General features: G+C 72.5%; 20 protein-coding genes and 1 pseudogene. 10 read left to right on the top strand and 11 right to left on the bottom strand.

Annotated features, from left to right (window positions below; genetic code table 11):
• Positions 1 to 168: 168 nt before the first annotated feature.
• From rocD to EST54_RS20825, 4 genes are all read right to left on the bottom strand, one after another.
• Positions 169 to 1404, bottom strand: a complete 1236-nt coding sequence (gene rocD / locus EST54_RS20840; RefSeq protein WP_129249151.1) for an ornithine--oxo-acid transaminase — start codon at positions 1402 to 1404, stop codon at positions 169 to 171.
• Positions 1404 to 2219, bottom strand: a complete 816-nt coding sequence (gene ddaH / locus EST54_RS20835; RefSeq protein WP_239013171.1) for a dimethylargininase — start codon at positions 2217 to 2219, stop codon at positions 1404 to 1406. Before ddaH ends, rocD begins: the two co-directional genes overlap by 1 nt.
• 132 nt (positions 2220 to 2351) lie before the next feature.
• The gene (locus tag EST54_RS20830) at positions 2352 to 2861 is read right to left on the bottom strand and encodes an Lrp/AsnC family transcriptional regulator (protein ID WP_129249150.1); all 510 of its coding nucleotides are present in this window, start codon (positions 2859 to 2861) and stop codon (positions 2352 to 2354) included.
• Positions 2858 to 3118: a hypothetical protein gene (locus EST54_RS20825; RefSeq protein ID WP_129249149.1), complete on the bottom strand. Its 261-nt coding sequence runs from the start codon at positions 3116 to 3118 to the stop codon at positions 2858 to 2860. Before EST54_RS20825 ends, EST54_RS20830 begins: the two co-directional genes overlap by 4 nt.
• Before the next feature lie 92 nt (positions 3119 to 3210).
• Between EST54_RS20825 and EST54_RS20820 the strand changes: the two genes are divergently transcribed.
• The 3 genes from EST54_RS20820 to EST54_RS20810 all read left to right on the top strand — a co-directional run bounded on the left by EST54_RS20820 (position 3211) and on the right by EST54_RS20810 (position 7516).
• Complete coding sequence (locus EST54_RS20820) at positions 3211 to 4239, top strand: ATP-grasp domain-containing protein (RefSeq protein ID WP_129249148.1); 1029 nt, start codon at positions 3211 to 3213, stop codon at positions 4237 to 4239.
• On the top strand, positions 4236 to 5120 hold the full coding sequence (locus EST54_RS20815) for an ATP-grasp domain-containing protein (protein WP_129249147.1): 885 nt from the start codon (positions 4236 to 4238) through the stop codon (positions 5118 to 5120). Before EST54_RS20820 ends, EST54_RS20815 begins: the two co-directional genes overlap by 4 nt.
• A 158-nt stretch (positions 5121 to 5278) precedes the next feature.
• Positions 5279 to 7516, top strand: coding sequence for a family 2 encapsulin nanocompartment cargo protein terpene cyclase (locus tag EST54_RS20810; RefSeq protein ID WP_129249146.1), 2238 nt, complete (start codon positions 5279 to 5281; stop codon positions 7514 to 7516).
• A 2-nt stretch (positions 7517 to 7518) separates the two neighbouring features.
• Here the strand turns inward: EST54_RS20810 and EST54_RS35560 are convergent.
• A pseudogene (locus tag EST54_RS35560) lies at positions 7519 to 7895 on the bottom strand (hypothetical protein); the annotation flags it as partial.
• A 237-nt stretch (positions 7896 to 8132) separates the two neighbouring features.
• Here EST54_RS35560 and EST54_RS20800 point away from each other — a divergent pair.
• Entirely contained in the window at positions 8133 to 8723 is a 591-nt protein-coding gene (locus EST54_RS20800; protein ID WP_174857481.1) for a chitin-binding protein, read from the top strand.
• Between the two features lie 75 nt (positions 8724 to 8798).
• Here the strand turns inward: EST54_RS20800 and EST54_RS20795 are convergent, their stop codons facing one another.
• The 3 genes from EST54_RS20795 to EST54_RS20785 all read right to left on the bottom strand — a co-directional run bounded on the left by EST54_RS20795 (position 8799) and on the right by EST54_RS20785 (position 11119).
• Complete coding sequence (locus tag EST54_RS20795; RefSeq protein ID WP_129249145.1) at positions 8799 to 9371, bottom strand: TetR/AcrR family transcriptional regulator; 573 nt, start codon at positions 9369 to 9371, stop codon at positions 8799 to 8801.
• Between the two features lie 115 nt (positions 9372 to 9486).
• Positions 9487 to 10926, bottom strand: coding sequence for an amidase (locus EST54_RS20790; RefSeq protein WP_129249144.1), 1440 nt, complete (start codon positions 10924 to 10926; stop codon positions 9487 to 9489).
• Positions 10913 to 11119, bottom strand: a complete 207-nt coding sequence (locus EST54_RS20785; protein ID WP_129249143.1) for a hypothetical protein — start codon at positions 11117 to 11119, stop codon at positions 10913 to 10915. Before EST54_RS20785 ends, EST54_RS20790 begins: the two co-directional genes overlap by 14 nt.
• Before the next feature lie 352 nt (positions 11120 to 11471).
• Here EST54_RS20785 and EST54_RS20780 point away from each other — a divergent pair, with 352 nt between their 5' ends.
• The gene (locus tag EST54_RS20780) at positions 11472 to 12368 is read left to right on the top strand and encodes an MBL fold metallo-hydrolase (protein WP_129249142.1); all 897 of its coding nucleotides are present in this window, start codon (positions 11472 to 11474) and stop codon (positions 12366 to 12368) included.
• Positions 12369 to 12519: 151 nt separating this feature from the next.
• On the opposite strand, the gene EST54_RS20775 is transcribed toward EST54_RS20780, so the two are convergent.
• From EST54_RS20775 to EST54_RS20765, 3 genes are read right to left on the bottom strand one after another with little or no spacing between them, the layout of a single operon-like run.
• A complete protein-coding gene (locus EST54_RS20775) occupies positions 12520 to 13011 on the bottom strand; it encodes a GerMN domain-containing protein (protein WP_129249141.1) in 492 nt (163 codons plus the stop codon).
• Positions 13008 to 14531, bottom strand: coding sequence for a sensor histidine kinase (locus EST54_RS20770; RefSeq protein ID WP_129249140.1), 1524 nt, complete (start codon positions 14529 to 14531; stop codon positions 13008 to 13010). Before EST54_RS20770 ends, EST54_RS20775 begins: the two co-directional genes overlap by 4 nt.
• A 7-nt stretch (positions 14532 to 14538) precedes the next feature.
• On the bottom strand, positions 14539 to 15225 hold the full coding sequence (locus EST54_RS20765; protein ID WP_129249139.1) for a response regulator transcription factor: 687 nt from the start codon (positions 15223 to 15225) through the stop codon (positions 14539 to 14541).
• A gap of 132 nt (positions 15226 to 15357) precedes the next feature.
• Between EST54_RS20765 and EST54_RS35555 the strand changes: the two genes are divergently transcribed.
• The 5 genes from EST54_RS35555 to EST54_RS20745 all read left to right on the top strand — a co-directional run bounded on the left by EST54_RS35555 (position 15358) and on the right by EST54_RS20745 (position 21881).
• On the top strand, positions 15358 to 15987 hold the full coding sequence (locus EST54_RS35555; protein WP_239013169.1) for a hypothetical protein: 630 nt from the start codon (positions 15358 to 15360) through the stop codon (positions 15985 to 15987).
• Positions 15984 to 17096, top strand: a complete 1113-nt coding sequence (locus tag EST54_RS35550; protein ID WP_244942577.1) for a peptidoglycan-binding protein — start codon at positions 15984 to 15986, stop codon at positions 17094 to 17096. Before EST54_RS35555 ends, EST54_RS35550 begins: the two co-directional genes overlap by 4 nt.
• On the top strand, positions 17093 to 17878 hold the full coding sequence (locus EST54_RS20755; protein WP_129249137.1) for an ABC transporter ATP-binding protein: 786 nt from the start codon (positions 17093 to 17095) through the stop codon (positions 17876 to 17878). The genes EST54_RS35550 and EST54_RS20755 overlap by 4 nt, the downstream gene beginning before the upstream one ends.
• Positions 17875 to 19071: an ABC transporter permease gene (locus EST54_RS20750; protein ID WP_129249136.1), complete on the top strand. Its 1197-nt coding sequence runs from the start codon at positions 17875 to 17877 to the stop codon at positions 19069 to 19071. The genes EST54_RS20755 and EST54_RS20750 overlap by 4 nt, the downstream gene beginning before the upstream one ends.
• A gap of 1001 nt (positions 19072 to 20072) precedes the next feature.
• Complete coding sequence (locus tag EST54_RS20745; RefSeq protein ID WP_129249135.1) at positions 20073 to 21881, top strand: ABC transporter ATP-binding protein; 1809 nt, start codon at positions 20073 to 20075, stop codon at positions 21879 to 21881.
• Positions 21882 to 21965: the final 84 nt, after the last annotated feature.

Raw genomic sequence — 21965 nt, 5'->3', positions numbered from 1 at the left:
TCAGGGTGCCGTTCAGGGGCGTCACGGGGGTGTTTGCGGGCGCGCCGGGGGTGGTTTTTCAGCGTGCTGAGCCGTCGGGCAGGCCCTGGTCGTGCGGGGCTGCCCGACGGCTCGGGGCAAAGACGGGGGCCGAGGCCCAGAGAGGGACCGTGGCCAGCGGGACCGCGGCTAGATCAGTACCCGTGCCAGGGAGTTGAGTGCCGTGTCCAGTTCTTCGGCGGTGATGGTCAGCGGCGGGGCCAGCCGGATCGTCGAGCCGTGGGTGTCCTTGACCAGGATGCCTTCCTTCATCAGGCGTTCGCTGATCTCCCGGCCGGTGCCGAGGGCGGGGTCGATGTCCACGCCCGCCCACAGGCCGCGGGCGCGGAAGCCGGTCACGCCCTTGCCGGTCAGTGCGGCCAGGCCGGTCCGCAGCTGTGCGCCGAGCTCGGTGGCGCGGCGCTGGAACTCCCCGGTGGCGAGCAGTTCGATCACGGCCGAACCGACCGCGGCCGCCAGGGGGTTGCCGCCGAACGTCGAGCCGTGCTGGCCGGGGCCGATCACGCCGAGCACCTCGCGGCGGGCGACGACCGCGGAGACCGGGACGATGCCGCCGCCGAGGGCCTTGCCCAGGAGGAGCACGTCGGGGACGACGGACTCGTGCTCGACGGCCAGGGTCTTTCCGGTGCGGCCCAGGCCGGACTGGATCTCGTCGGCGATGAACAGGCAGCCGTTGCGCCGGGTCAGTTCGCGGACGCCGGTGAGGTAGCCGTCGTCGGGGATGAGGACGCCGGCCTCGCCCTGGATGGGCTCGATCAGCACCGCGGCCGTGGTCTCGTCCAGGGCCGCTTCGAGCGCGGCCAGGTCGTTGTAGGGGACGGTGCGGAAGCCGGGGGCGAAGGGGCCGAAGCCGACGCGGGCGTCGTCGTCGTCGGAGAAGCCGACGATGGTGGTCGTCCGGCCGTGGAAGTTGCCGCCGGCCACCACGATCGTCGCCCGGTCCGCCGGGACGCCCTTGACGTCGTACGCCCACTTGCGGGCGACCTTGATGCCGCTCTCCACCGCCTCGGCGCCGGTGTTCATCGGCAGCACCATGTCCAGGCCGGTCAGCTCGGCGAGGCCCTCGGCGAAGCCGGCGAGCCGGTCGTTGTGGAACGCGCGGGAGGTGAGGGTGAGTTGATCCAGCTGGCGGTGTGCGGCCTCGATCAGCGCCGGGTGCCGGTGGCCGAAGTTGAGTGCCGAGTAGCCGGCCAGCATGTCGAGGTAGCGGTGTCCCTCGACGTCCTCGACCCAGACGCCCTCGGCGCGTGCGACCACCACGGGCAGCGGGTGGTAGTTGTGCGCGAGAACCGGGCCCTCGGCCTGGATCAGCTCCGCGGACGAGCGGGGAGCGAGCACCGGGGCGGTACGAGTGGGAGCGGTCATCAGCGGATCTCCTGGGTGCAGCACTTGATGCCACCGCCGGCCTTGTGGAACTCGGACAGGTCGACGGGGACGGGGACGTAGCCCCGGGCGGCGAGCCGGCCTATGAGACCGGTCGCCTGGGGCGCGATGAACACATGGCGGCCGTCGGAGACGGAGTTGAGCCCGAAGGCCATGGCGTCGTCCCGGGTGGCGAGCACCGCACCGGGAAAGAGCCGGGCGAGCACTTCGCGGCAGCCGGGTGAGAACGCCTCCGGGTAGTACGCGATGTTCTCCTCGTCGAGCACGAAGAGCGCGGTGTCGAGGTGGTAGAAGTACGGGTCCACCAGCTGGAGGCTGATGGTCGGCACCCCGAAGTACTCCTGTACCTCCTGGTGGGCGGCGCGCGTGGTGCGGAAGCCGGTGCCGGCCAGCACATAGGGGCCCGCCGGGACCAGATCGCCCTCGCCCTCGCACACCGACTCCGGCCGGTAGACGTCGAAGCCGGCGGCCTTGAACCACGTCTCGTACGCGGTGGACTCCGGCCGTCGCTGCGGGGCGTGGAAGAGCGAGCCGAAGACCCGCCCCGCCAGGACCAGCGCCGCATTCGCCGCGAACACCATGTCCGGCAGTCCGGGCACCGGCGCCACGGTCTGCACCGTGTGCCCGTGCGCGCGGTAGGCGCCCATCAGGGCCTCCCACTGGCGGGCGGCGAGCGCGGTGTCGACCGGTGCGTCCGTCCGCATCCAGGGGTTGATGGCGTAGCGCACATCGAAGTGCCGGGGTTCGCACACCAGAAAGCGCCGCGGGCGCGGCACACGACTCGTCAGCACAGACATCCCTCCGCTCCGCTCCTGCCGTGACAGACCGTTAAGGGTTGTCACCTCGTGTTTTCCACGGTACGGAGCGAAGGATTCCGGCAACAAGAAACAAATGCTGCGTATTGGCGCAGCAATGCTGCGTGTCGGCTGCTATTTCTGCATGTTTTCTGCGCCGGTCTGGCCGAAGGATCCGCCGGCGCCGGCCTCCGGGCTCTCCGGCAGCAGATGGGACAGCACCATGTAGCTGATTGTCTTGCGGATGAACGGTTCGGTCCGGATGCGTTCGAGTACCTCCTCGAAGTGCTCGACATCGGTCGCCCGCACATGCAGCAGCGCATCGGCGCCCCCGGTGACGGTCATCGCCGCGGCGATCTCCGGATGGTTGCGGACGACCTCCGCGAGCCGGCGGGGCGGGGCGGCGCTGTCGCAGTACACCTCGACGTACGCCTCGGTCAGCCAGCCCAGCGCGGACGGCCGGACGGTGGCGCTGAACCCCGTGATCACCTTGCTCTCCCGTAGCCGGTCCACCCGTCGTTTCACCGCGGTGGCCGACAGCCCGATCGCGCCGCCGATCTCCGCGAAGCTCGCCCGGCCGTTGTCGATCAGCGCCGCAATGATCTTGCGGTCGAGTTCGTCGAAGGGTGCGGCCTTGCTGGTCACTGGACCTCCCATTGCATCCGGTCCCGCTCCGTCCTGCCTGGGCCCGCTCGGTCGCGGAGGTCACGGTCGGTCGCGGTCGCCTCACGGTAGCGACACCGGGCGTGCGGGGCGGACCGGCCCGCCCCGAGGTGGTCGACGGGGCCGTCCGCCATGGTCGACGGGGCCGTCCGTTCGCACTCCGCCGCACCGTGGTCGACGAGGCCGTCCACCCGTACGCCGCCGTGAACGAGAGCCGGGTGCCGGGTGCGTAGGCCCACGGCGCTGCCTGATCCCCGCATGGGATCCTGGTACGTCATGGATCTGCCGGACGGACGGTGGACGGACGTGCGGCGATGACGAGGGTGCCCCGATGAGACTCTGCTTCCTGGTGGAGGAGCAGTACCGCCACGACGGCATGCCGCTGGACGTGATCCGCCAACTCGGCGCCTGGGGCCACCAGGTGGACGTGCTGTGGCCGGGCCGCTCGCTGATATCCCTGTCCGACGCGATACAGGCGGGCAGCCATGACGCCTGGGTCCTCAAGACCGTCTCCGGCGGTCCGGGCCTGACCCTGCTGGAGGCCGCGGCGTCCGCCGGGCTGACGACGGTGAACGACGTCCGGGCGATCCGGGGGGTGCGCGACAAGGCGCTGGCCGCGGTGCTCGCCCGCGGTACGGGGCTGCCCGTCCCCGTGACGTATGCGGCGGCCCGGCCCGAGGAGCTCGCGGAGATACCCGAGGCGGAGTTCCCGCTCGTGGTCAAGCCCGCGGACGGCAGTTCCGGGCGCGCGGTCCGGCTGGTGGCGACGCCGGACCGGCTGCTGGAGCCCCTGGCGCCGGCCGGCTCCGCGGGCACGGGCGACGGGGGCGGCGGACTGCTCATCGCCCAGCCCTACGTCCCCAACTCCGGTACGGATCTGAAGGTCTACAGCGTCGCCGGTGAGCTGTACGCGACCGAGCGGTGCTCGCCCCTGCACCCCGCGCACGACGTACGCGAACGCCAGGTGCCGCTCACCGCCGAGGTCGCCCGGATCGCCGCCCGGATCGGCGAGGTCTTCGGCCTCGACCTCTACGGCGTCGACATCCTGCTCGGGCCCGACGGCCCGGTGGTCGTCGACATCAACGACTTTCCCAGCTTCCGTCAGGTGCCGGACGCGGTCGCCCGGGTGTCCGCCGCCGTGCTGGAGCTCGCCCGGCGCGGGACGAGCGGGCGGGACGCCGCCCCGGCGGCCGGGTGGGCGGCCGGGCCGGAGGGCGGACGGGCGTCGGGGCAGTCGAAGACGGGGGCCGGACCGGCGTCGGGGCAGTCGAAGGCGGGGGCCGCCCCGACGGCTCCGCGCTCCGTGCCGCCGCTTCCGCGCCCCGTCCGGCCCACCGCGCCCCTCGGCGGCGGCCGATGAGGATCTGTCTGCTCACCGCCGACCCCGGCCATCCGCTGCTGGCCGCCGTCACCGCGCTGCTGGCCCCGGAGCACCAGGTCGTCTCGCTGGATCCGGGCAGCGCCACCGCGGGCCCCGGCCTCTTCCCGCTCGCCGACGTCTATCTCCTCAAGGCGCGGACCCCGCGGGCGCTGGCGCTCGCCGCCTTCCTGGAGGAGCACGGCGCCCCGGTGCTCAACTCCGCGGCGGCGACCGCGCGCTGCCAGGACCGCGTCGCGATGGCCGACGTGGCCCGCGCTGCCGGGCTGCCGTTCGCCGCCACCACCGCGCTGACCACGGTCGGCCGGCTGGCGGCGGCCGGCGATCCGGCCACTCCGCTGGTGCTCAAGAGCCGGTTCAGCCGGCGCCACGACCTGGTGGCCCGCGCCGACAGCGCCGCGGGGCTGCGGGAACTGGCCGCGGACTGGGCCCAGGAGCCGGTGGTGGTCCAGGAGTTCACCGCGAACAGCGGCTGGGACCACAAGCTGTGGGTGGTCGACGGCCGGCTCTTCGCCGGGCTGCGCCGCTCGGAGCTGGCCCCGGGCGGCCGTGGACCGACCCGGTCGCTGCCGGCCGGCGAACTGCCCGCGAGCTGGCGGGCCGCCGCGCTGCGGGCCGGCGAGATCTTCGGCCTGGACGTCTACGGCGTGGACGTCCTCGACGCCGGCGGCGGCGCGCCCCTGCTCGTGGACATCAATGCCTTCCCCGGCATCCGCGGCCAGGCCGGCGCCCCGGAGGCGCTCGCGGAACTCGCCCTGCGGACGGGGGCGATCGGCCGGACGGCGGCGCACGGCCGTACGGCGGCGATCGGCCGGCCGACCACCACAGGCGAAACAAAGCTGCCAGAAGTCAGCCAGAAATAAGCCCAGTTCAGCGCACTCCGAACGGAAGCGGCGTGGAGACGGAAGCTCCTCCTCCATAAGGCCTAAGCCGCCGATCACCGGGGTAGCGCTGCCCCCGTTCAAGGGGGGCGTGGATCGGCGCGCCGTCCCTCCGTACGCAGGGGAAGAGGCCAGCAACGGTGTCGCAGCAGCCATTCGAATTGCCCACCTTCTACACGCCCCACCCGGCGCGGCTGAACCCGCATCTGGAGGCGGCCCGTACGCACTCCAGAACGTGGGCGCGCAGCATGGGAATGCTGGAGGGCTCCGGCATCTGGGAGGTGTCGGACCTCGACGCCCACGACTACGCCCTGCTGTGTTCCTACACCCACCCGGAATGTGACGCCGACGCGCTCTCGCTGGTGACCGACTGGTACGTCTGGGTCTTCTTCTTCGACGACCACTTCCTGGAGACGTTCAAGCGGACGCTGGACCGGGAGGGCGGCAAGGCGTACCTCGACCGGCTGCCGGCGTTCATGCCGATGGACCTGGCCGCGCCCGTTCCCGAGCCGGTCAACCCCGTCGAGGCGGGACTCGCCGACCTGTGGGCGCGCACCGTGCCGCAGATGTCCATGGACTGGCGGCGGCGGTTCGCCGAGAGCACCGAGCATCTGCTCAACGAGTCGCTCTGGGAACTGTCCAACATCGACATCCACCGGGTGCCCAACCCCGTCGAGTACATCGAGATGCGCCGCAAGGTCGGTGGTGCGCCCTGGTCGGCGGGCCTGGTGGAGTACGCGACCGGCGCCGAGGTCCCCGCCTCCGTCGCCGGCTCCCGGCCGCTGCGGGTACTGCGCGACACCTTCTCCGACGGCGTCCATCTGCGCAACGACCTCTTCTCCTACCAGCGGGAGACGGAGGACGAGGGCGAGCTGAGCAACGGCGTCCTGGTGCTGGAGACCTTTTTGAACTGCACCACCCAGGAGGCCGCGGACTCCGTCAACGACCTGATCACCTCGCGGCTGCAGCAGTTCGAGAACACCGTCGTCGCGGAACTCCCCGCGCTCTTCGCCGAGACGGGCCTGGACCCGCGGTCCTGCGCGGACGTGCTGGCGTACGCCAAGGGGCTCCAGGACTGGCAGTCCGGCGGCCATGAATGGCACATGCGCTCCAGCCGCTACATGAACGGCGGCGGAGCCGCGGCCCGCACCTCGCCCGCCTGGTCGCCGTTCCCCCTCGGTGGACTCGGCACCTCGGCCGCGGATCTGCGGCGCGCCCTGGCCACGGCCGGTGCGCACCGCCTGCGCAGCACCACGCATGTGCCGCACCCGAAGGTCGGCCCGTCCCGGATCCCCGACATCCACATGCCGTTCGCCACCACCCTCAGCCCGCATCTGGAGGGCGCCCGCCGCCGGCTCATCGATTGGGCGCACCGGATGGGCATCCTCCGGCCGCAGCCCGGGGTGCCGCTCTCCGACGTCTGGGACGAGCCCGCGATCATCCGCTACGACCTGCCGCTGTGCGCGGCCGGCATCCACCCCGACGCCACCCCCGAACAACTGGACCTCAGCGCCGCATGGCTGGCCTGGGGCACCTACGCGGACGACTACTACCCGCAGGTCTTCGGGCGGCCGCGCGACCTGGTGGCCGCCAAGGTGTGCACCGAGCGGCTGTCGTCCTTCATGCCCGTCGACCTCGCGGCGCCCACCCCGGAGCCGGTCAACGCCCTCGAACGCGGGCTGGCGGACCTGTGGCCCCGTACGGCGGAGCCGATGACCCCCGAGGCGCGCCGGGCGTTCCGCCAGACCGTCGACACGATGACGGCCAGCTGGCTGTGGGAGCTCGACAACCAGACCCAGAACCGGATCCCCGACCCGGTCGACTACATCGAGATGCGCCGGGCGACGTTCGGCTCCGACCTCACCATGAGCCTGAGCCGCATCGGCCACGGCCGACAGGTCCCGCCGGAGGTCTACCGCACCGGCGCCCTGCGCTCACTGGAGAACTCCGCCGCCGACGTCGCCTGCCTGACGAACGACGTCTTCTCGTACCAGAAGGAGATCGAGTACGAGGGCGAGGTCCACAACGGCATCCTGGTCGTGCAGACCTTCTTCGACTGCGACTACCCGACCGCGCTGCACATCATCCATGACCTCATGACCTCCCGCATGAACGAGTTCCGGCACGTCGCGGCCCATCAACTCCCGGTAGTCTACGACGACTTCGACCTCTCGCCGGAGGCCCGCAAGACGCTCGACGGATACGTCCACGAGCTGGAGAACTGGATGGCCGGCATCCTCACCTGGCACCAGGGCTGCCGCCGCTACATCGAGCCCGAGCTGCGCCACCCGACGGGTTCACCGGGCTGGCTGGGCGCCCCGACCGGCCTGGGCACGTCGGCGGCCCGGCTTGTGCGTTCGGGGGTGGGGGTGGGGTAGACGGCTGGGGACGCCGCCCGGTCGACCAGCGGGCGGGTCTTCCAGTGCAGCCCGGCAGGCATGTCCCGCTCCTCGCCGGCGGCGGATTCCGGCCGGCTCAGTACGGGCAGTTCCGGCAGCCCGAGCAGCGGCGCGAGGTACTCGTTCGCCCCGTTCATCCAGGTGGTCGCCCAGACCAGCTCGCACGGAAGCGCCGCCAGTCTGGGGCCGAGCGCGGGGTTGATCCTGCTCGGCAGCGGGTTCGCACCGGCGCCCGGGGCAGGTGGCCCGCCGGGTACGCCGGATGCCCGCCCGCGCGGTGCGCCGGAGGTCCCCCGAACGGGAGGAGCGGGCCGTCAACGTCGAAGAAGAGCAGCGGGCGCGCCGCGGAACCGGTCACCGCCGCAAGATAGCTGCTCCGCGCGGTACCCGTACGGCCCGCTGACCGGCCCGTGGAGCCACGCCGGTCAGCCGCCGGACGCCTCTCTGCATGTCCCGCTGCACGGTGAATATCCCTTATGGGATGAATATCCTGAGGGGGCGTCGGGAACCCCACATGGCGACATCCCGTAAGGGCCTGACCCGGGCCGTTCGGACCGCCGCCCGTGGCTGACGAGGAGTTCCGACTGTGCGACGCATGACCGCTTTCCTTGGCGCCCTGGCCCTCACCGGGGCGTTCGTGGCCTTCAGCCCCCATGGCGCCCAGGCCGTCACCGGCGTCATCACGTACCACACCCGCCCGGAAAACCGGATGCACGAGATCCTCGATCCCGGCGACGACCATTGCTACGGAGTGGGGGACGGCTACGGCACGGTGGACAACGACACCCCCACCGACCTCGTGCTGTACAACGGGCGCGATTGCACCGGCTCCGTGGTCACGGTCGTGCCCAGCCGCGACTGGCGCAACGCACGGTTCGGCAGCCTCCAGCTGAGCGCGGACGGCCCGCGGGAACCGGACCCTTCCGATGAACCCGACCCGTCCGACAGCCCCGAGCCCTCCGGCAACCCGGACCCGTCCCACAGCGCCGACCCGTCCGACAACGGCGGCTCGTCGGACAACGGCGACCCGGTGAACAATGGCGACCCGTCGGACAATGGCGGCCCCAGTGCCGAGCCGTCCGACAACCAGGAGAGCCCGCAGAACCCGGACGACCCGGACGGCACACGTACGGCCGACGCTGGGCAGGGGCAGGGGCAGGGGCAGGTTCACGGACACGGGCACTGACGGGGGCGGTCGGCTGGGTGACGGGTGGGGTGGCCGGCCCAGCCGGCCAGCGGTGTTCGCGCGCGGTGCGGCTGGTCAGCCGGGTGGCATCAGGCTGGACAGCGTCGCCTCCACCAGGCCGCGGGCGTACGTCGCGTCCAGCGGGCCCGGCCGGAAGACGAGCCGGTACATCATCGGCGCCACGATGTGGTCCATCACCACCTCGGCGTCCGGGGCCGGTTCGCCGCGGTCGGCGGCGCGGGCGAGGATGATGCCCACCTGCTCGGCGGCGTAGGCCGAGCACTGACCCGCATGACTGCCGTCCGGATCGCCGGCGAGCGCGTCGCGGATGTACGCACGGCCCGGGGGCGAGGACATCTCCTCCAGGAAATGCTCTGCCCAGGCCTCCAGGTCGGTGCGCAGCGCTCCGTGATCGGCGGGCTCCGTCTCCGGGCGGAGGCGCTCGACGGCCACGTCGGACAGCAGCTCCTGGAGGTCTCCCCAACGGCGGTAGATCGTCGACGGGGTGACACCGGCGCGGGCGGCGACCAGGGGCACGGTCAGCGCCTCGCGGCCCTGTTCGGCCTCAAGGGCACGCACGGCGGCGTGCACCGATTCCTGGACGCGGGCGCTGCGCCCCCCGGGGCGGGTCATCGGCCTGGGGCTCATGGCTCCACCTTACGGCTTAAGGCGAAGGAGTTGCTTCAAGGGGGAGTAGGGGAGGGGCTCTCGGAAGCCCACCGCCGGGGGCGGCGCTTCAGGTACGCCTGACTGGGCGGGCGCATCAGGCGGCCACCGGAACAGGTCCGCCGACGCTGCCGGACGCGGTTTCGTAGGCGCGGCCCACCCGCAGCAGGGTGGCCTCGTCGAAGGGCCGGCCCATCAGCTGGAGGCCGGCCGGCAGCCCCGTGCCGTCCGGGGCGACGGGCAGGGACAGGGCCGGGATGCCGGTGATGTTGGCCGGTGCGCAGAGCCTGACATAAGCGTCGGAGACGGTCTCCGCCGTGCCGTCCGGCCACTGCACCGTCTGCTGTTCGGCCCTGACGGCGGCCATCGGCACGCTGGGTGCGGCGACCACATCGACCTGCTGGAACAGCTCGGTCCAGGCCTCGCGCATCAGGGCGCGGGAGCGCTGGGCGCGCAGATAGTCGCCCGCCGGGACGAGTGCGCCGGCCTCCAACAGGACCCGGACGTCCTCGCCGTAGAGCTCCGGCACCGAGCGCAGCGTCTGCTCATGGGCGGCGGTCGCCTCGGGCACCATGAGCCCCCAGTGGGTCGCCTGGAGGTAGCGGGCCATCGGGATGTCGATGTCCATGAGCTCGGCGCCGCATGCGTGCAATTGGCCGATGGCGGCCCGTACCGAGGTCTCCACGCCGGGGTCCACGCGCTCGAAGTAGTGCTGACGGGGGACGCCGATGCGCAGTCCCGTCAGATCGGCGCTCTCCGGGGGCGGGAGGTCCGCCCCGTGCGCGGCAGGAGAGGCGCTGCGGCCGGTGGGCGCTGTGGTGGACGCCGTACCGGGGGAGCCGGGCGGGCCCTGGCGGCCGACCAGGGCGGTGAGTACGAGGGCGGCGTCCTCGACGGTGCGGGTCAGCGGGCCGACGTGGTCCAGCGACCACGACAGCGAGGTCACGCCGTGCAGCGGGAGCAGGCCGTAGGTGGGCTTGAGGCCCACCACGCCGTTCAATGCCGCGGGGACCCGGATGGAGCCACCGGTGTCCGTACCGAGGGCGAAGGTGGCGGCTCCCGCGGCCACCGCGACGGCCGAGCCGCCGCTCGATCCGCCGGCGATACGGGCGTGGTCCCGCGCATTGCGGGTCTGCGGCGTCGTCAGGCCGTAGCCGAATTCATGGGTGTGGGTCTTGCCCAGCAGGACGGCACCGGCGGCCGACAGCCGGGCCGCCACGGCGCTGTCCGTGGCCGGAGGGTGCGGCGACCCGACCCGCGAACTGGCCGTCGTGGGAAGCCCGGCGGCATCGATGAGGTCCTTCAGCCCGAACGGGATGCCGTGCAGGGGGCCGCGGTGGCGGCCCGCCGCGATCTCCCGTTCCGCCCGTACGGCCGACCGGCGCGCGGAGTCCGCGGCGAGGGTGACGTACGCCCCCAGACGGTCCTCCACCGCACCGATCCGGCCGAGCACCGAAGCGGTCAGTTCCACGGGGGAGAGCTCTCCCGCCCGGATGGCGGCGGCCGCGCCGGCCAGCGTCAACTCATAGGGCTGCACCGGCGGGGCCTCCTGCCTGGTAGACGGGGGCGGGAGGTGTCTGCCGGAAGTCCAGCTCGCGCAGGACGCCGAGAACGGACTGGATGTGGTTCGCCGTGGCGGTCACGGGGGCGAGGCGGTCGTCCGCCAGGGGGAGTCCGGCGCGGAGCGCGCAGCGGGCGCCTTCCTGCGGGGTGAGTTCTGCGGCGGTCATGCACAGCCTTTCGTGGTCCTGCACTTCGCGGTCCGGTACTGCTTGGTCCTGCACTTCACTGCTTGGTCCCTTCGTGGTCCCGGCACTGCTTGGTCCGGCGCTTCGTGGTCCTGCGTATCCCTTCGTGGTCTGCGCATCTCTTCCCGGTCCGCGCATGCCGACAACGGCGCGAAGGGGGCAAGACGGGGGAGCGCGAGGGGGTGAGGGGGTTGGGTGAGGGGGTTGTCGATGTGGCAGCCGCATCGGCTGCCGCATCGACAACAGCAAAAGCTATTTGTTTGCGTTAACTCAGCATAGCGGGCTAGTGTGACTTAACGCAAAGGGTTTGCTTTTGCCTGTGAGAGGATGATCCATGCCCGCCTTTAGTGACGTCATCCCCGCCTGGACGGTGGGCGACCTCGCGGTCCGCCGCATCGACGAGGTGGCCTTTCCCGCGCAGACCGGGCGCTGGCTGCTGCCCGACGCCACCCCCGATGTGGTGGCCCAAGCCCCGTGGCTCCGGCCGGACTTCGCCGACGACGCCGGAGCCCTCCGCCTGGCCGGCCACAGTTTCGCCCTGGAGGTGCAGGGCCTGCGCCTCGTCATCGACACCGGAATCGGCAACGGCAAACCCCGGGCCAACCCCGCCTGGCACGACCTCGACACCGACTACCTCCAGCGTCTGACCGCGGCTGGGTTCGCCCCGGAGACGGTGGACCTGGTCGTGCTCACCCATCTGCACACCGACCACGTCGGCTGGAACACCCGTGCCGAACAAGGGAGTTGGGTTCCCACCTTTCCTCGCGCCCGCTATCTGACCTCCCGCGCGGAGTGGGACCACTGGGCCGGGGCCGAGATGGACGAGGCCCGCCGCCAGATGTTCCGGGACTCGGTGCACCCGATCCGGGACGCCGGACTGCTCGACCTCGTCGAGGTCCCCGCCGAGGGCACCGCCATCGCCCCCGGCGTGCGTCTGCTGCCCACCCCCGGACACACGCCCGGCCAGGTCGCTGTGGAGCTGCGCAGCGCCGGACAGACGGCCCTGATCACCGGGGACTGCATCCACCACCCGGTCCAGTTGCTGCGCCCCGGCATCGGCAGCTGTGTCGACGTCGATCCCGTACAGGCCGTGCACACCCGCCGCGCCCTGCTCGCCTCGCTCGCCGGTACCGACACCCTGCTCCTGGGCAGCCACTTCCCGCCGCCCACGGCGGGACGGGTGATCCCGGAGGGCGACGGCTATCGCCTGCTGCCCGTCGCCCCGGAGTAGCTGTGACCCGCGGCCTCGTCCCCCCAGTTCGCACCCCCAACTCGCACCCCCAACTCGCAGCCGGGAGCCGGGAGCCGGGAGCCGGGAGTCGGGAGCTGGGAGTCGGGAGGCCGACCAGCCGACCAGCCGGCCACCGCGTGCGCCGTAAGACTCAGCGCGAGAGGAACTGCTGGCACTGGTACGGCCCCGCGCGCCCGTCCGCGCCGACGATGGTCACCTGCACCTTGTCCGGACGGGTTCCGTGCAGCAGCACCTCGGCCCGGGCGATGGTGCAGACCAGTTGGCCGGTGCTCTGGTCCTGAGGGTCGAAATGACGGCCCGGGGCGTTGACGGTGACCTTGCCGTGGCGGGAGGTGGCGCTGAGCGCCTCGCCCCGGGGGAGCAGATTGGCCAGCCCGGCGGCGCGCTCCTCGGGGGTCGGGCCCGCCAGCAACAACTTGAAGGCGCCGTTGAGCTCGTGGAGTTGGGCACCGGGCCGGGACACCCCGCGGGGGCCGCTGTCGGAGGCGAAGTAGACCCGCATGCCCTGGGAGATCCCGGAGGGAGCCGAGCCGCCGTCCGTGACACCGGTGGGGCGGATGCCGCACCCCGTGGCGGCAACGGCGAGCAGACAGCAGACGGTGGCGGTGCCAGGGCGCGTCATGAGGCGGAGTCCGTACGGAGAGGGAGGCGGAGGGTGAAGACCGCGCCGATGCCGGGCGCCGGGGGCGCGATCTCGATGGTGCCGCCGTGCAGACGGGCGTTTTCCAGGGCGATGGCCATTCCCAGGCCGCTGCCCTCGGAGCGGGCGCGGGCGCTGTCGGCCTTGTAGAAACGGTCGAAGACATGGCGGGCGGTCTCGGGGTCCAGCCCCGGGCCGTGGTCGGCGACGGCGAGGGTCAGCCAGTCATCGGCCGCCCCCGCGGTGACGGTCACCGGCGGTGCGCCGTGCCGCAGGGCGTTGCCGACGAGGTTGGCGACGATGACATCCAGACGGCGGCGGTCGAGCCGCGCCCGTATGCCCAGGGGGAGATCGGCCTCGACCCGGTCGCTCCAGCCGCGGGCGGCCAGGGTGGCGCGCACCGCCTCGGCCAGGTCCAGTTCGTGCACGGTGAGCGCCACGGCCCGGGCGTCGAAGCGGGATATCTCGATGAGGTCGTCGACGAGCCGGGCGAGCTTGGCGGTCTCGGCGCTGACCGTACGGGCGGCGTGTGCGGTGTCCGGGGTGAGCTCGTCGGCGTCCTCCTCCAGGACGCTGGAGACCATGGTCATGGCGGCCAGCGGGGTGCGCAGCTCATGGGAGACATCGGCGACGAAGCGCCGGGCCAGCGCCTCCTGTTCGCGCAGCTCGCCGACGCTGTGTTCCAGCGCGCCGGCCGTCTCGTTGAAGGTGTGCGCCAGCTCGGCCAGTTCGTCGCGCCCCTTCTCCTCCACCCGGATGCTCAGCTCGCCGGTGGCCAGCCGGCGGGTGGCCCGCGCCAGTCTGCGGACCGGCCGCAGCGCCGTACGGGCCGCGACCAGGGCGAGCACGGCGGCCAGCAGCACCACGGGCAGCAGGCCGCTCTGCACGCTGCGCACCAGCTCGGCGGTGTCGCGCTCCTCCTCCGCCAGGGAGACGACCGCGTAGACCTCGACCCCGGAAGGCCGGGCCGAGCTGCCGTGACGGGCCGGTGCGTCGAGGCCGACCGGGGCGCCGAGGACCAGCCAGGGCCGTCCGTCGGGCGCCACCCGCTGGAGCGAGACCCGGGAGTGGGTGCGCACGGCCGCGCGGAGTTCGGGGGTGATGCGGGTGCGGTCGGCGGACGGGTCGGTGACGGCGGTGACCTCGCGGTACCGGGCGACGACCAGGGAGCCGCGCAGCCCGGACGAGACGTCCTGGGCGAAGCGGGCCATCGCACGGCGGTCGGTGGGGACGTCGAGCTCCGGCGCGAGCTGCTCGATGCGGTTGCGGAAGTCGTCGACGGCGGCGCTCTGGGCCCGCTTGAGGACGGCCTCGCGCGATTCCCGGTAGGCCAGAGCGGTGGCGGTGACCGCGCTGATCAGGGCGACCACGACGACGGTGACGATGAGGCGGCCGCGCAGACCGCCGATGTGCGGCAGCCGCATCCGGGGCGGCGCGGCGCGGTGTCCGGCCGTGGCCGCGGCGGGCTCCGGCGCGGTCCTCGCAGTGCTGGTCGTGGTCATCGCCGGCTCACAGCGGTCCGAAGCGATAGCCGAAGCCGCGCACCGTCTGGATGTAGCGCGGTCTGGCGGGGACGTCCTCCAGCTTGGCGCGCAGCCGGCCCACCGCCGCGTCCACCAGCCGGGAGTCGCCCAGGAAGTCGTGCTCCCAGACGAGTTCGAGGAGTTGTTCGCGGCTGAAGACCCGGCCGGGGGCGGCGGACAGCTCCAGCAGCAGCCGCAGTTCGGTGGGCGGGAGGCGGACGCGGGCGCCTTGCTTGGTGACGGTCAGACCCGCCCGGTCGATGACCAGCCCGGCGAAGTCGTCGCTGTCGGTGCGGGTGGCCGGCCCGGCCCGCCGGAGCGCCGCCCGGATCCGGGCCTCCAGCACCCGGCCGGTGATCGGCTTGATCACGTAATCGTCGGCGCCCGCCTCCAGCCCGCTGACCACGTCCAGATCGTCGCCGCGCGAGGTGAGCATGATGATCGGCAGCTGGCTCCGGGCGCGGATGCGCCGGCAGACCTCGAAGCCGTCGATGCCCGGCAGCATCAGATCGACCACCGCGATCTCGATGCCGCCGCCGCGCGGCCGGGACAGCAGCGTCAGCCCTTCCTCGCCGGTGGCGACGGCATCGACCGCATGGCCGTGCCGGCGCAGCACCAGCTCCATTCCGTCGCGCACGGACCTGTCGTCCTCGACCAGCAGTACATGAGGCATGCCGCCGATTATGTGCGAGGTCCGTGCAGCTCAGGAGTTATCCACAGGGCGGGAGCGCGGTCCGCCGGCATTGTTACGTTCCCATCATGCGGCCATGGAACGACCACCAACTAGCGGCCCGAAATTGGCCGCATGACCCCGCAGACATCCCCCCGCCGCCGGCCCGCGCGCCTCGCGCTGCTGATCGCCGTACCCGCCCTCGCCCTGACCACCGCCTGCGGTGGCACCCAGCCGTCGGACGACGGGGTGGCCTCCGTCAGCGACGCGCCCTCGACCGACCGGAACAAGGACGGCTCCGGCTCCCCGAGCTCCGCCGCCCAGGGCAAGAGCGCGTTCTACGACGCACAGATGAAGTACGTCCAGTGCATGCGCAAGAACGTCGACAAGGACTTCCCCGACCCCAAGCTGAGCGGCTATCTCGACTGGACGAAGATCAACGAACTCCAGGAGAAGCCGGGCAACGAGGAGATCGCCAAGGGCGGCAAGGGCGGTGTCTGCACCGGCGAGATGCTCAAGGCGTCGAAGGAGGAGCCGCGCCGCGACGTCCAGAAGGAGTACGAGTCGATGCTCGCGCACGCCAAGTGCATGCGCGCCCACGGCCTCTCGAAGTTCGCCAACCCGCAGCTCCAGAACGGCAATGTCATCCCGGGCGGCGACGCGAACCCCGTCTCGCCCGAGGTCTCCCCGGACTCGCCCGCGTACAAGCAGGCCCGCCAGGCGTGCAAGGACAAGCTCCTCGACGGACTGGACGGCATGCAGTGAGCAACACCGCAAAGCGCCGCCGGGGGCTGATCGCCCTGGTCGCGGCGGTCACCGCGACCGCGGCGACGGGCGGCGTCATCCTCCTCACCAACAACGGCAAGGACGCCGCCGCCGACGGCGGGCGCGCCAAGGGGCCGGCCCACACCACCGAGATCACCCGCACCGATCTGGTGGTGAGCAAGAGCGTCGACGGGCATCTCGACTACGCACAGCGCCGTGCGGTGAAGTCCCCCGTGGAGGGCACGGTCACCAAGGCCGCCCGGCCGGGGAGGACCGTGTCGCTCGGCCAGCCGCTGTACGAGCGCGACGCCCGCCCGGTGGTCCTCCTCTACGGCGCGACCCCGATGTTCCGCGCGATGAAGGCAGGCGACCGCGGCCCGGACGTCCTCCAACTGGAGCGCAACCTCCGTGACCTGGGCTTCGGCTCCCGGCTGTATGTGGATACCCGCTATGACGCGGCGACCGAGGCCGCCGTCAAGGCATGGCAGAAGTCCCTCGGCCTCACCGACGCGAACGGCCGGATCGGCAAGGGGGACCTCGTCTTCCAGCGCGGCCCGGTACGCGTGGTGGCCGCCGACGCCGCCCTCGCCGACGCGGTCGGCCCGTCCGACACGGTCCTGACGGTCGCCTCCACCACGCCCGTCGTCCGGGCCTCGCTCGATGCCACCGACCGGGCGCTGGCCGCCAACGGCACGAAGGTGGAGGTCGCCATGCCCAGCGGAGGCACCCGGCGCGGGAAGGTCAGCGGCGTGGCCACCCCCGAGAGCGCGGACTCCGCCGAGGGCGCGGCCCCCGGCGGCTCCGGCGCGCCGTCCGGACAGGACGGCATCGCCGTCGAGATCACGCTCGACGGCGACGCCAAGCCCCAGCAGAAGGACCAGCAGGGCACCCTGAGCGTGAAGTTCGTCAGCGAGAGCCGCAAGGGCGTGCTGACGGTGCCGGTCGATGCGGTCGTCGCGCTGCGCGAGGGCGGCTACGGCCTGGAGGTGGTCCAGGGCGCCGGGTCGCACATGGTCCGGGTCGACACCGGCCTGTCGGCCGACGGCCGGATCGAGGTCAGCGGGACCGGGCTGGCCGAGGGCATGAAGGTCGGAGCGGCCGAGCAATGACCTCAGCAGTGATCGAACTGCGGGCGGCCACCAAGTCGTACCCGGGCGGCGTCCATGCCCTGCGGGGCGTGGACCTGCGGGTGGCGCAGGGCGAACTGCTCGCCATCGTCGGCCCGTCCGGCTCCGGCAAATCCACTCTGCTCAACCTCCTCGGCACCCTCGACCGGGCCACCTCGGGCGAGGTCCGGGTGGCCGGGCACGACGTGAGCCGGCTGTCCGACGCCCAGCTCTCCGCCCTGCGCGCCCGGCACATCGGCTTCGTCTTCCAGCACTTCCATCTCGCCCCCGGCCGCACCGCCCAGGACAACGTCGCCGACGGTCTGCTCTACGGCGGGACGGGGCTGCGCGCGCGCCGCGCGCGGGCCCGTACGGCCCTGGAAGAGGTGGGGCTCGGCCACCGCACCGGCCACCTCGCCCACCAGCTCTCCGGCGGCGAGAAGCAGCGGGTGGCCATCGCCCGCGCGCTGGTCGGCGAGCCCGATCTGCTGCTCGCCGACGAGCCGACCGGCGCACTGGACTCCGCCTCCGGCGCACGGGTCATGCACCTCCTCCGCGCACTGCATGCGGCAGGACGGACCGTCTGCGTCATCACCCACGACCACGACATCGCCGACTCGCTGCCGCGCCGGATCCGCTTCCGGGACGGCGAGATCGTCGACGACTCCGGTGCCGCCGGCGCCACCGGCTCCCCCCGGGAGCAGGCCTCCGCACCCGGCTCCCCTCCGGGACATGCTCCCGCACCCGCCTCCCCTGCGGAGCACACCGAGGAGGTGACTCCATGAGCGGCCCCACGCTGCGGCCGGCCCGGCTCTCCCCCGCCGATGTGCTGCGGGTCGGCGCCGAGGGCCTGCGCAGCCGCCGCACCCGCGTCGTGCTGTCCGCCCTCGGCATCGCGATCGGCATCGCCACGATGGTCGCGGTCGTCGGACTGTCCACCTCCAGCCGCGCCGACCTGCTCGCCCGGCTGGACCGGCTGGGCACCAATCTGCTCACCGCCGAGGCGGGCACGGACGCCCTCGGCAAGGACGTGAAGCTCCCCAAGAGCGCGGTGGCGATGGTCGAGCGGATCGGCCCGGTCCAGCACGCCACCGCCACCGGCGCGGTCAACGCCCGGGTGCGGCGCAGCGATGTCGTACCGGAGGAGCTGGCGTCGGGGGTCACGGTCCAGGCCGCCCGCCCCGATCTGCTCGCGGCCCTCAATGCCCGTACGAGCCAGGGGAGTTGGCTGAACCGCGCCAGTGAACGACTGCCCACCGTCGTGCTCGGCGGGGTGGCCGCCGACCGCCTCGGGGTGACGGCGCCCGGCAGCAAGATCCTGCTCAACGACCGGTGGTACGTCGTCACCGGCATCCTCGCCCCCGTCGAGCTGGTGCCGACCCTGGACCGCGTCGCGCTGGTCGGATACCCGTCCGCCGAGCGCTACTTGGGCTTCGACGGCCATCCGACCACCATCTTCGAGCGCTCCACGGACGCCTCGGTGGAGGCGGTGCAGGGGGTCCTGGCCCGTACGGTCAATCCGGGCAACGAGGGGGGAGTGAAGGTCTCGCGCCCCTCCGACGCCCTGGCGGCCAAGGCCGCCACCGACGAGGGCCTGACGACGCTGATGCTGGGGCTGGGGGCGGTGGCGCTGCTCGTCGGCGGGGTGGGGGTGGCCAACACCATGGTGATCTCGGTACTGGAGCGCCGCCAGGAGATCGGGCTGCGCCGCGCCCTGGGCGCGACCAGAGGCTCGATCCGGCTCCAGTTCCTCACCGAGTCCCTGCTGTTGTCGGCGCTCGGCGGGCTGGTGGGCGCGGCCCTCGGCGCCGCCGCCACGGTCGCCTTCGCCCGTGCCCAGGGGTGGACCGCGGTCGTACCGCCCTGGTCCCTGGCGGGCGGACTCGGCGCCACCCTGCTGATCGGCGTCGTCGCCGGCCTGTATCCGGCCGTCCGTGCCTCCCGGCTGCATCCGACGGTGGCGCTCAGCGCGACCTGACCACCGCCGATGCACCCCGCGGCGCCGCTCACGACCCCGTCAGCGGCGCCGCGGAGGACGTCGCCGGGGTGCCGGGGCCGCGCGAGCGACCGGCCCCCGGCGCCCCGGCGACGGTACGCGGCACGGGCGCGGTCTCCAGGGTGTGGATCACGTCCGGGGTGCCGCCGTCCCGCCGCCCCGCCGGCCCCGCCCGTCGCCGTCCTGGACGGGGCCCGGCACGCCGTCTGAGCCGCCGTCGCCCTCCCGCCGCCACCGGCCTCCCGCGGCGGCCCTGCACGCCGCTGCCCGTACACCGCGCCCCTACGCCGCGGGTGCCGAAGCCCACGCAGCGTCCGCGGCCGGGGCGCGGACGCACGGCATCCGGAGAGTGACTACCCCGCACCCTTTGTCACGTTTGCGAAGAATATTGGTGTATATCTGAATTTTCACGCAAATCAGCTTGTTGGAGACAGGTGAGCGTCGTAGCTTGGGAGTTGTCGTCACCGGTAACGGTTCGACAACAAGGAACAAGTCCTAGGAGGCGAGAATGAGCTTCCGGAATGTCTTCCCTAGAAGGCGTCACCGCGACCACGATCACGACCACGACCATGACCACAACCGCCGGCGTCGCCGGAGGCGTGGACGCAGGTATCTGCGCAGGCGTCGTGGCTACTGACTCAAAAACCTGAGTCCGAGGCAGGCTCGCGTACCGCGCGGGTCCGCCTCGTTGGTTTGACGGGCCTCTCCCGGTCCCGGCCAACCCCCGAGCACCGACGATGTGAGTAGCGACCATGCACCTCCGCAGCTCGCGCCGGCGCGCGGAGCGCCGTGCAGCGTCGCCTCAACGAGGCGCTGAAGCACCGCCCGTTGGACGGGGTTCATCGTTGTCGAGGGAGCCCGTCGCTCCCTCCCCTCTTCCCGCGGCAGACCCGCGGCGCACGGCCCAGCCGCCCCCCGGCACCGGTAGGGAACGGGTCCTTCGGGCCGGCCTGGTGGCCGATGCCCCGATCCGTACGAGGCGGGTGGGGTTCAAGGAATCGGTGCGGCGCTTCTGGCCGCTGACCCGCGGCGACCGGCGCTGGATCGTCCTCATCTGTCTCTGCGCCATCGTGGCCGCGCTCGCGGAGACCGTGGCCATCCTGGTCTTCGCCGAACTCACCGACAACGCTCTGCAGAAGGGCTCGGTCAGCGCCTTCTGGGCACCGGCCGCCCTGTGGCTGGGCGTGGCCGTCGCCGGCGGGGTGGTGGGGTATCTGGGCAACTCGCTCGCCGCCTGGACGGCCGAGCGCTTTGTGATGCGGCTGCGGGCCCGCGTCTTCGCCCATCTCCAAAAGCTGCCGCCGCACTTCTTCCAGCGCAATCGCCGCGGTGACCTGGTCGAGCGGCTGACCGGCGACGTGGACGCCATCGAGCAGCTGGTGGTCACCGGCCTGGTCCAGGCGGCCACGGCCGTCTTCGGCGTCATCTTCTACGCCGGCGCCGCGTTCTGGCTGCGCTGGGACATGGCCCTGGTCACCTTCGCCCTGGCCCCGCTCTTCTGGATCGCCACGCGCCGTTTCACCGGCCGGGTCAAGGAGGTGTCCCGCCGGGAGCGCGCGGCGGACGGCGCCATCACCTCGGTGGTCGAGGAAGGCCTGGTCAACGTCGTCCTGACACAGGCCTACAACCGGCAGCACGACGAGCAGCAGCGGCTGCGCCGCGAGGCCCGCAGCTGGCTGCGGGCGTCGGTGACCAGCGCCCGCCTCAACGAGCTGTACGAGCAGATCGTCGAGGTCCTGGAAACGCTCTGCGTCCTGGCGATCATCGGCCTGGGGGCGTGGGAGATCTCCGCGGGGCGGATGACGCTCGGGCAGCTGCTGGCCTTCGCCGCCTTCATCGGCTACCTCTACCCGCCGATCCGCGACCTCGGCCAGCTCGGGCTGACGGTGACCGAAGCGACCGCCGGATCCGAGCGGCTGCTGGAGATCCTCGACGCCCGGCCCGCCGTCACCGACCCGGACGCCGCCGCCGTCGTCCCCGCGCCGAGCCGCGCGGTCGGCGCGGTGGAAGCGTGCCGGGTGCACTTCCGTTATCCGGGCAGCACGGAGGAGGTCCTGAAGGACTTCTCGTTCAGCGCGGTGCCCGGGGAACTCGTGGTCATCACCGGCCCCAGCGGAGCGGGCAAGTCGACGCTCGCCGCCCTGCTGCTGCGGTTCTACGACCCGGACGCCGGCAGCATCCGGCTCGACGGCATCCCCGTGAACCGGATGCCGCTCGACCGGCTCCGCCGCAACATCACGCTGCTGCCCCAGGAGACCCTCGTCCTGCACGACACCGTCGAGGAGAACATCGCCTGCGGGCGCGACAACGTGACCCACGGTGATGTCGTCCGCGCCGCCCGGGCGGCCGACGCCGAGGTGTTCATCGCCGCCCTCCCCGACGGCTACGACACCGTCATCGCGCCCGGCACCTCCCGGCTCTCCGGCGGCCAACTCCAGCGCGTCGCGATCGCGCGGGCGATGCTGCGCGACGCCCCCGTGCTCATTCTGGACGAGCCCACCACCGGCCTGGACACGTTGGCCACCCAGCGCATCGTCGCGCCACTACGGCGGCTCGCCGCGGGCCGCACCACCATCGTGATCACGCACGATCTGGACCTCGCCGCGGACGCCGACCGCATCCTGGTCCTGGACCGGGGACGCCTGGTGGAGGCCGGCACGCACGCCCAACTCCTGGCCCACCGCGGCCTGTACGCAACGCTGTTCCACACCCACCCGCCGTCCCACAACGGCGCCGTACACACCTCACCGCCCGTGCGGCCGGTGGCCGACGGCGACCGACGACCGCGGTGACGGCTGCGGGCCCCACGGCAGACACCCGCCCCCGCGGACGCCGCCGTACGCCGGGACGCGCAGGCACCCGCCCCCTCCCTCACG

It is taken from the genome of Streptomyces sioyaensis (genome assembly GCF_004122735.1).
In the GTDB taxonomy this organism is placed as follows: domain Bacteria; phylum Actinomycetota; class Actinomycetes; order Streptomycetales; family Streptomycetaceae; genus Streptomyces; species Streptomyces sioyaensis.
This window is presented reverse-complemented; position numbering and strand designations above follow the sequence as displayed.

Excerpts from the sequence above, each read along its gene's own strand:
- rocD (WP_129249151.1), bottom strand. The coding sequence starts at position 1,404 with ATGACCGCTCCCACTCGTACCGCCCCGGTGCTCGCTCCCCGCTCGTCC.
- ddaH (WP_239013171.1), bottom strand. The coding sequence starts at position 2,219 with ATGTCTGTGCTGACGAGTCGTGTGCCGCGCCCGCGGCGCTTTCTGGTG.
- EST54_RS20820 (WP_129249148.1), top strand. The coding sequence starts at position 3,211 with ATGAGACTCTGCTTCCTGGTGGAGGAGCAGTACCGCCACGACGGCATG.
- EST54_RS20815 (WP_129249147.1), top strand. The coding sequence starts at position 4,236 with ATGAGGATCTGTCTGCTCACCGCCGACCCCGGCCATCCGCTGCTGGCC.
- EST54_RS20800 (WP_174857481.1), top strand. The coding sequence starts at position 8,133 with ATGACCGCTTTCCTTGGCGCCCTGGCCCTCACCGGGGCGTTCGTGGCC.
- EST54_RS20795 (WP_129249145.1), bottom strand. The coding sequence starts at position 9,371 with ATGAGCCCCAGGCCGATGACCCGCCCCGGGGGGCGCAGCGCCCGCGTC.
- EST54_RS20785 (WP_129249143.1), bottom strand. The coding sequence starts at position 11,119 with ATGACCGCCGCAGAACTCACCCCGCAGGAAGGCGCCCGCTGCGCGCTC.
- EST54_RS20780 (WP_129249142.1), top strand. The coding sequence starts at position 11,472 with ATGCCCGCCTTTAGTGACGTCATCCCCGCCTGGACGGTGGGCGACCTC.
- EST54_RS20775 (WP_129249141.1), bottom strand. The coding sequence starts at position 13,011 with ATGACGCGCCCTGGCACCGCCACCGTCTGCTGTCTGCTCGCCGTTGCC.
- EST54_RS20770 (WP_129249140.1), bottom strand. The coding sequence starts at position 14,531 with ATGACCACGACCAGCACTGCGAGGACCGCGCCGGAGCCCGCCGCGGCC.
- EST54_RS20765 (WP_129249139.1), bottom strand. The coding sequence starts at position 15,225 with ATGCCTCATGTACTGCTGGTCGAGGACGACAGGTCCGTGCGCGACGGA.
- EST54_RS35555 (WP_239013169.1), top strand. The coding sequence starts at position 15,358 with ATGACCCCGCAGACATCCCCCCGCCGCCGGCCCGCGCGCCTCGCGCTG.
- EST54_RS20755 (WP_129249137.1), top strand. The coding sequence starts at position 17,093 with ATGACCTCAGCAGTGATCGAACTGCGGGCGGCCACCAAGTCGTACCCG.
- EST54_RS20750 (WP_129249136.1), top strand. The coding sequence starts at position 17,875 with ATGAGCGGCCCCACGCTGCGGCCGGCCCGGCTCTCCCCCGCCGATGTG.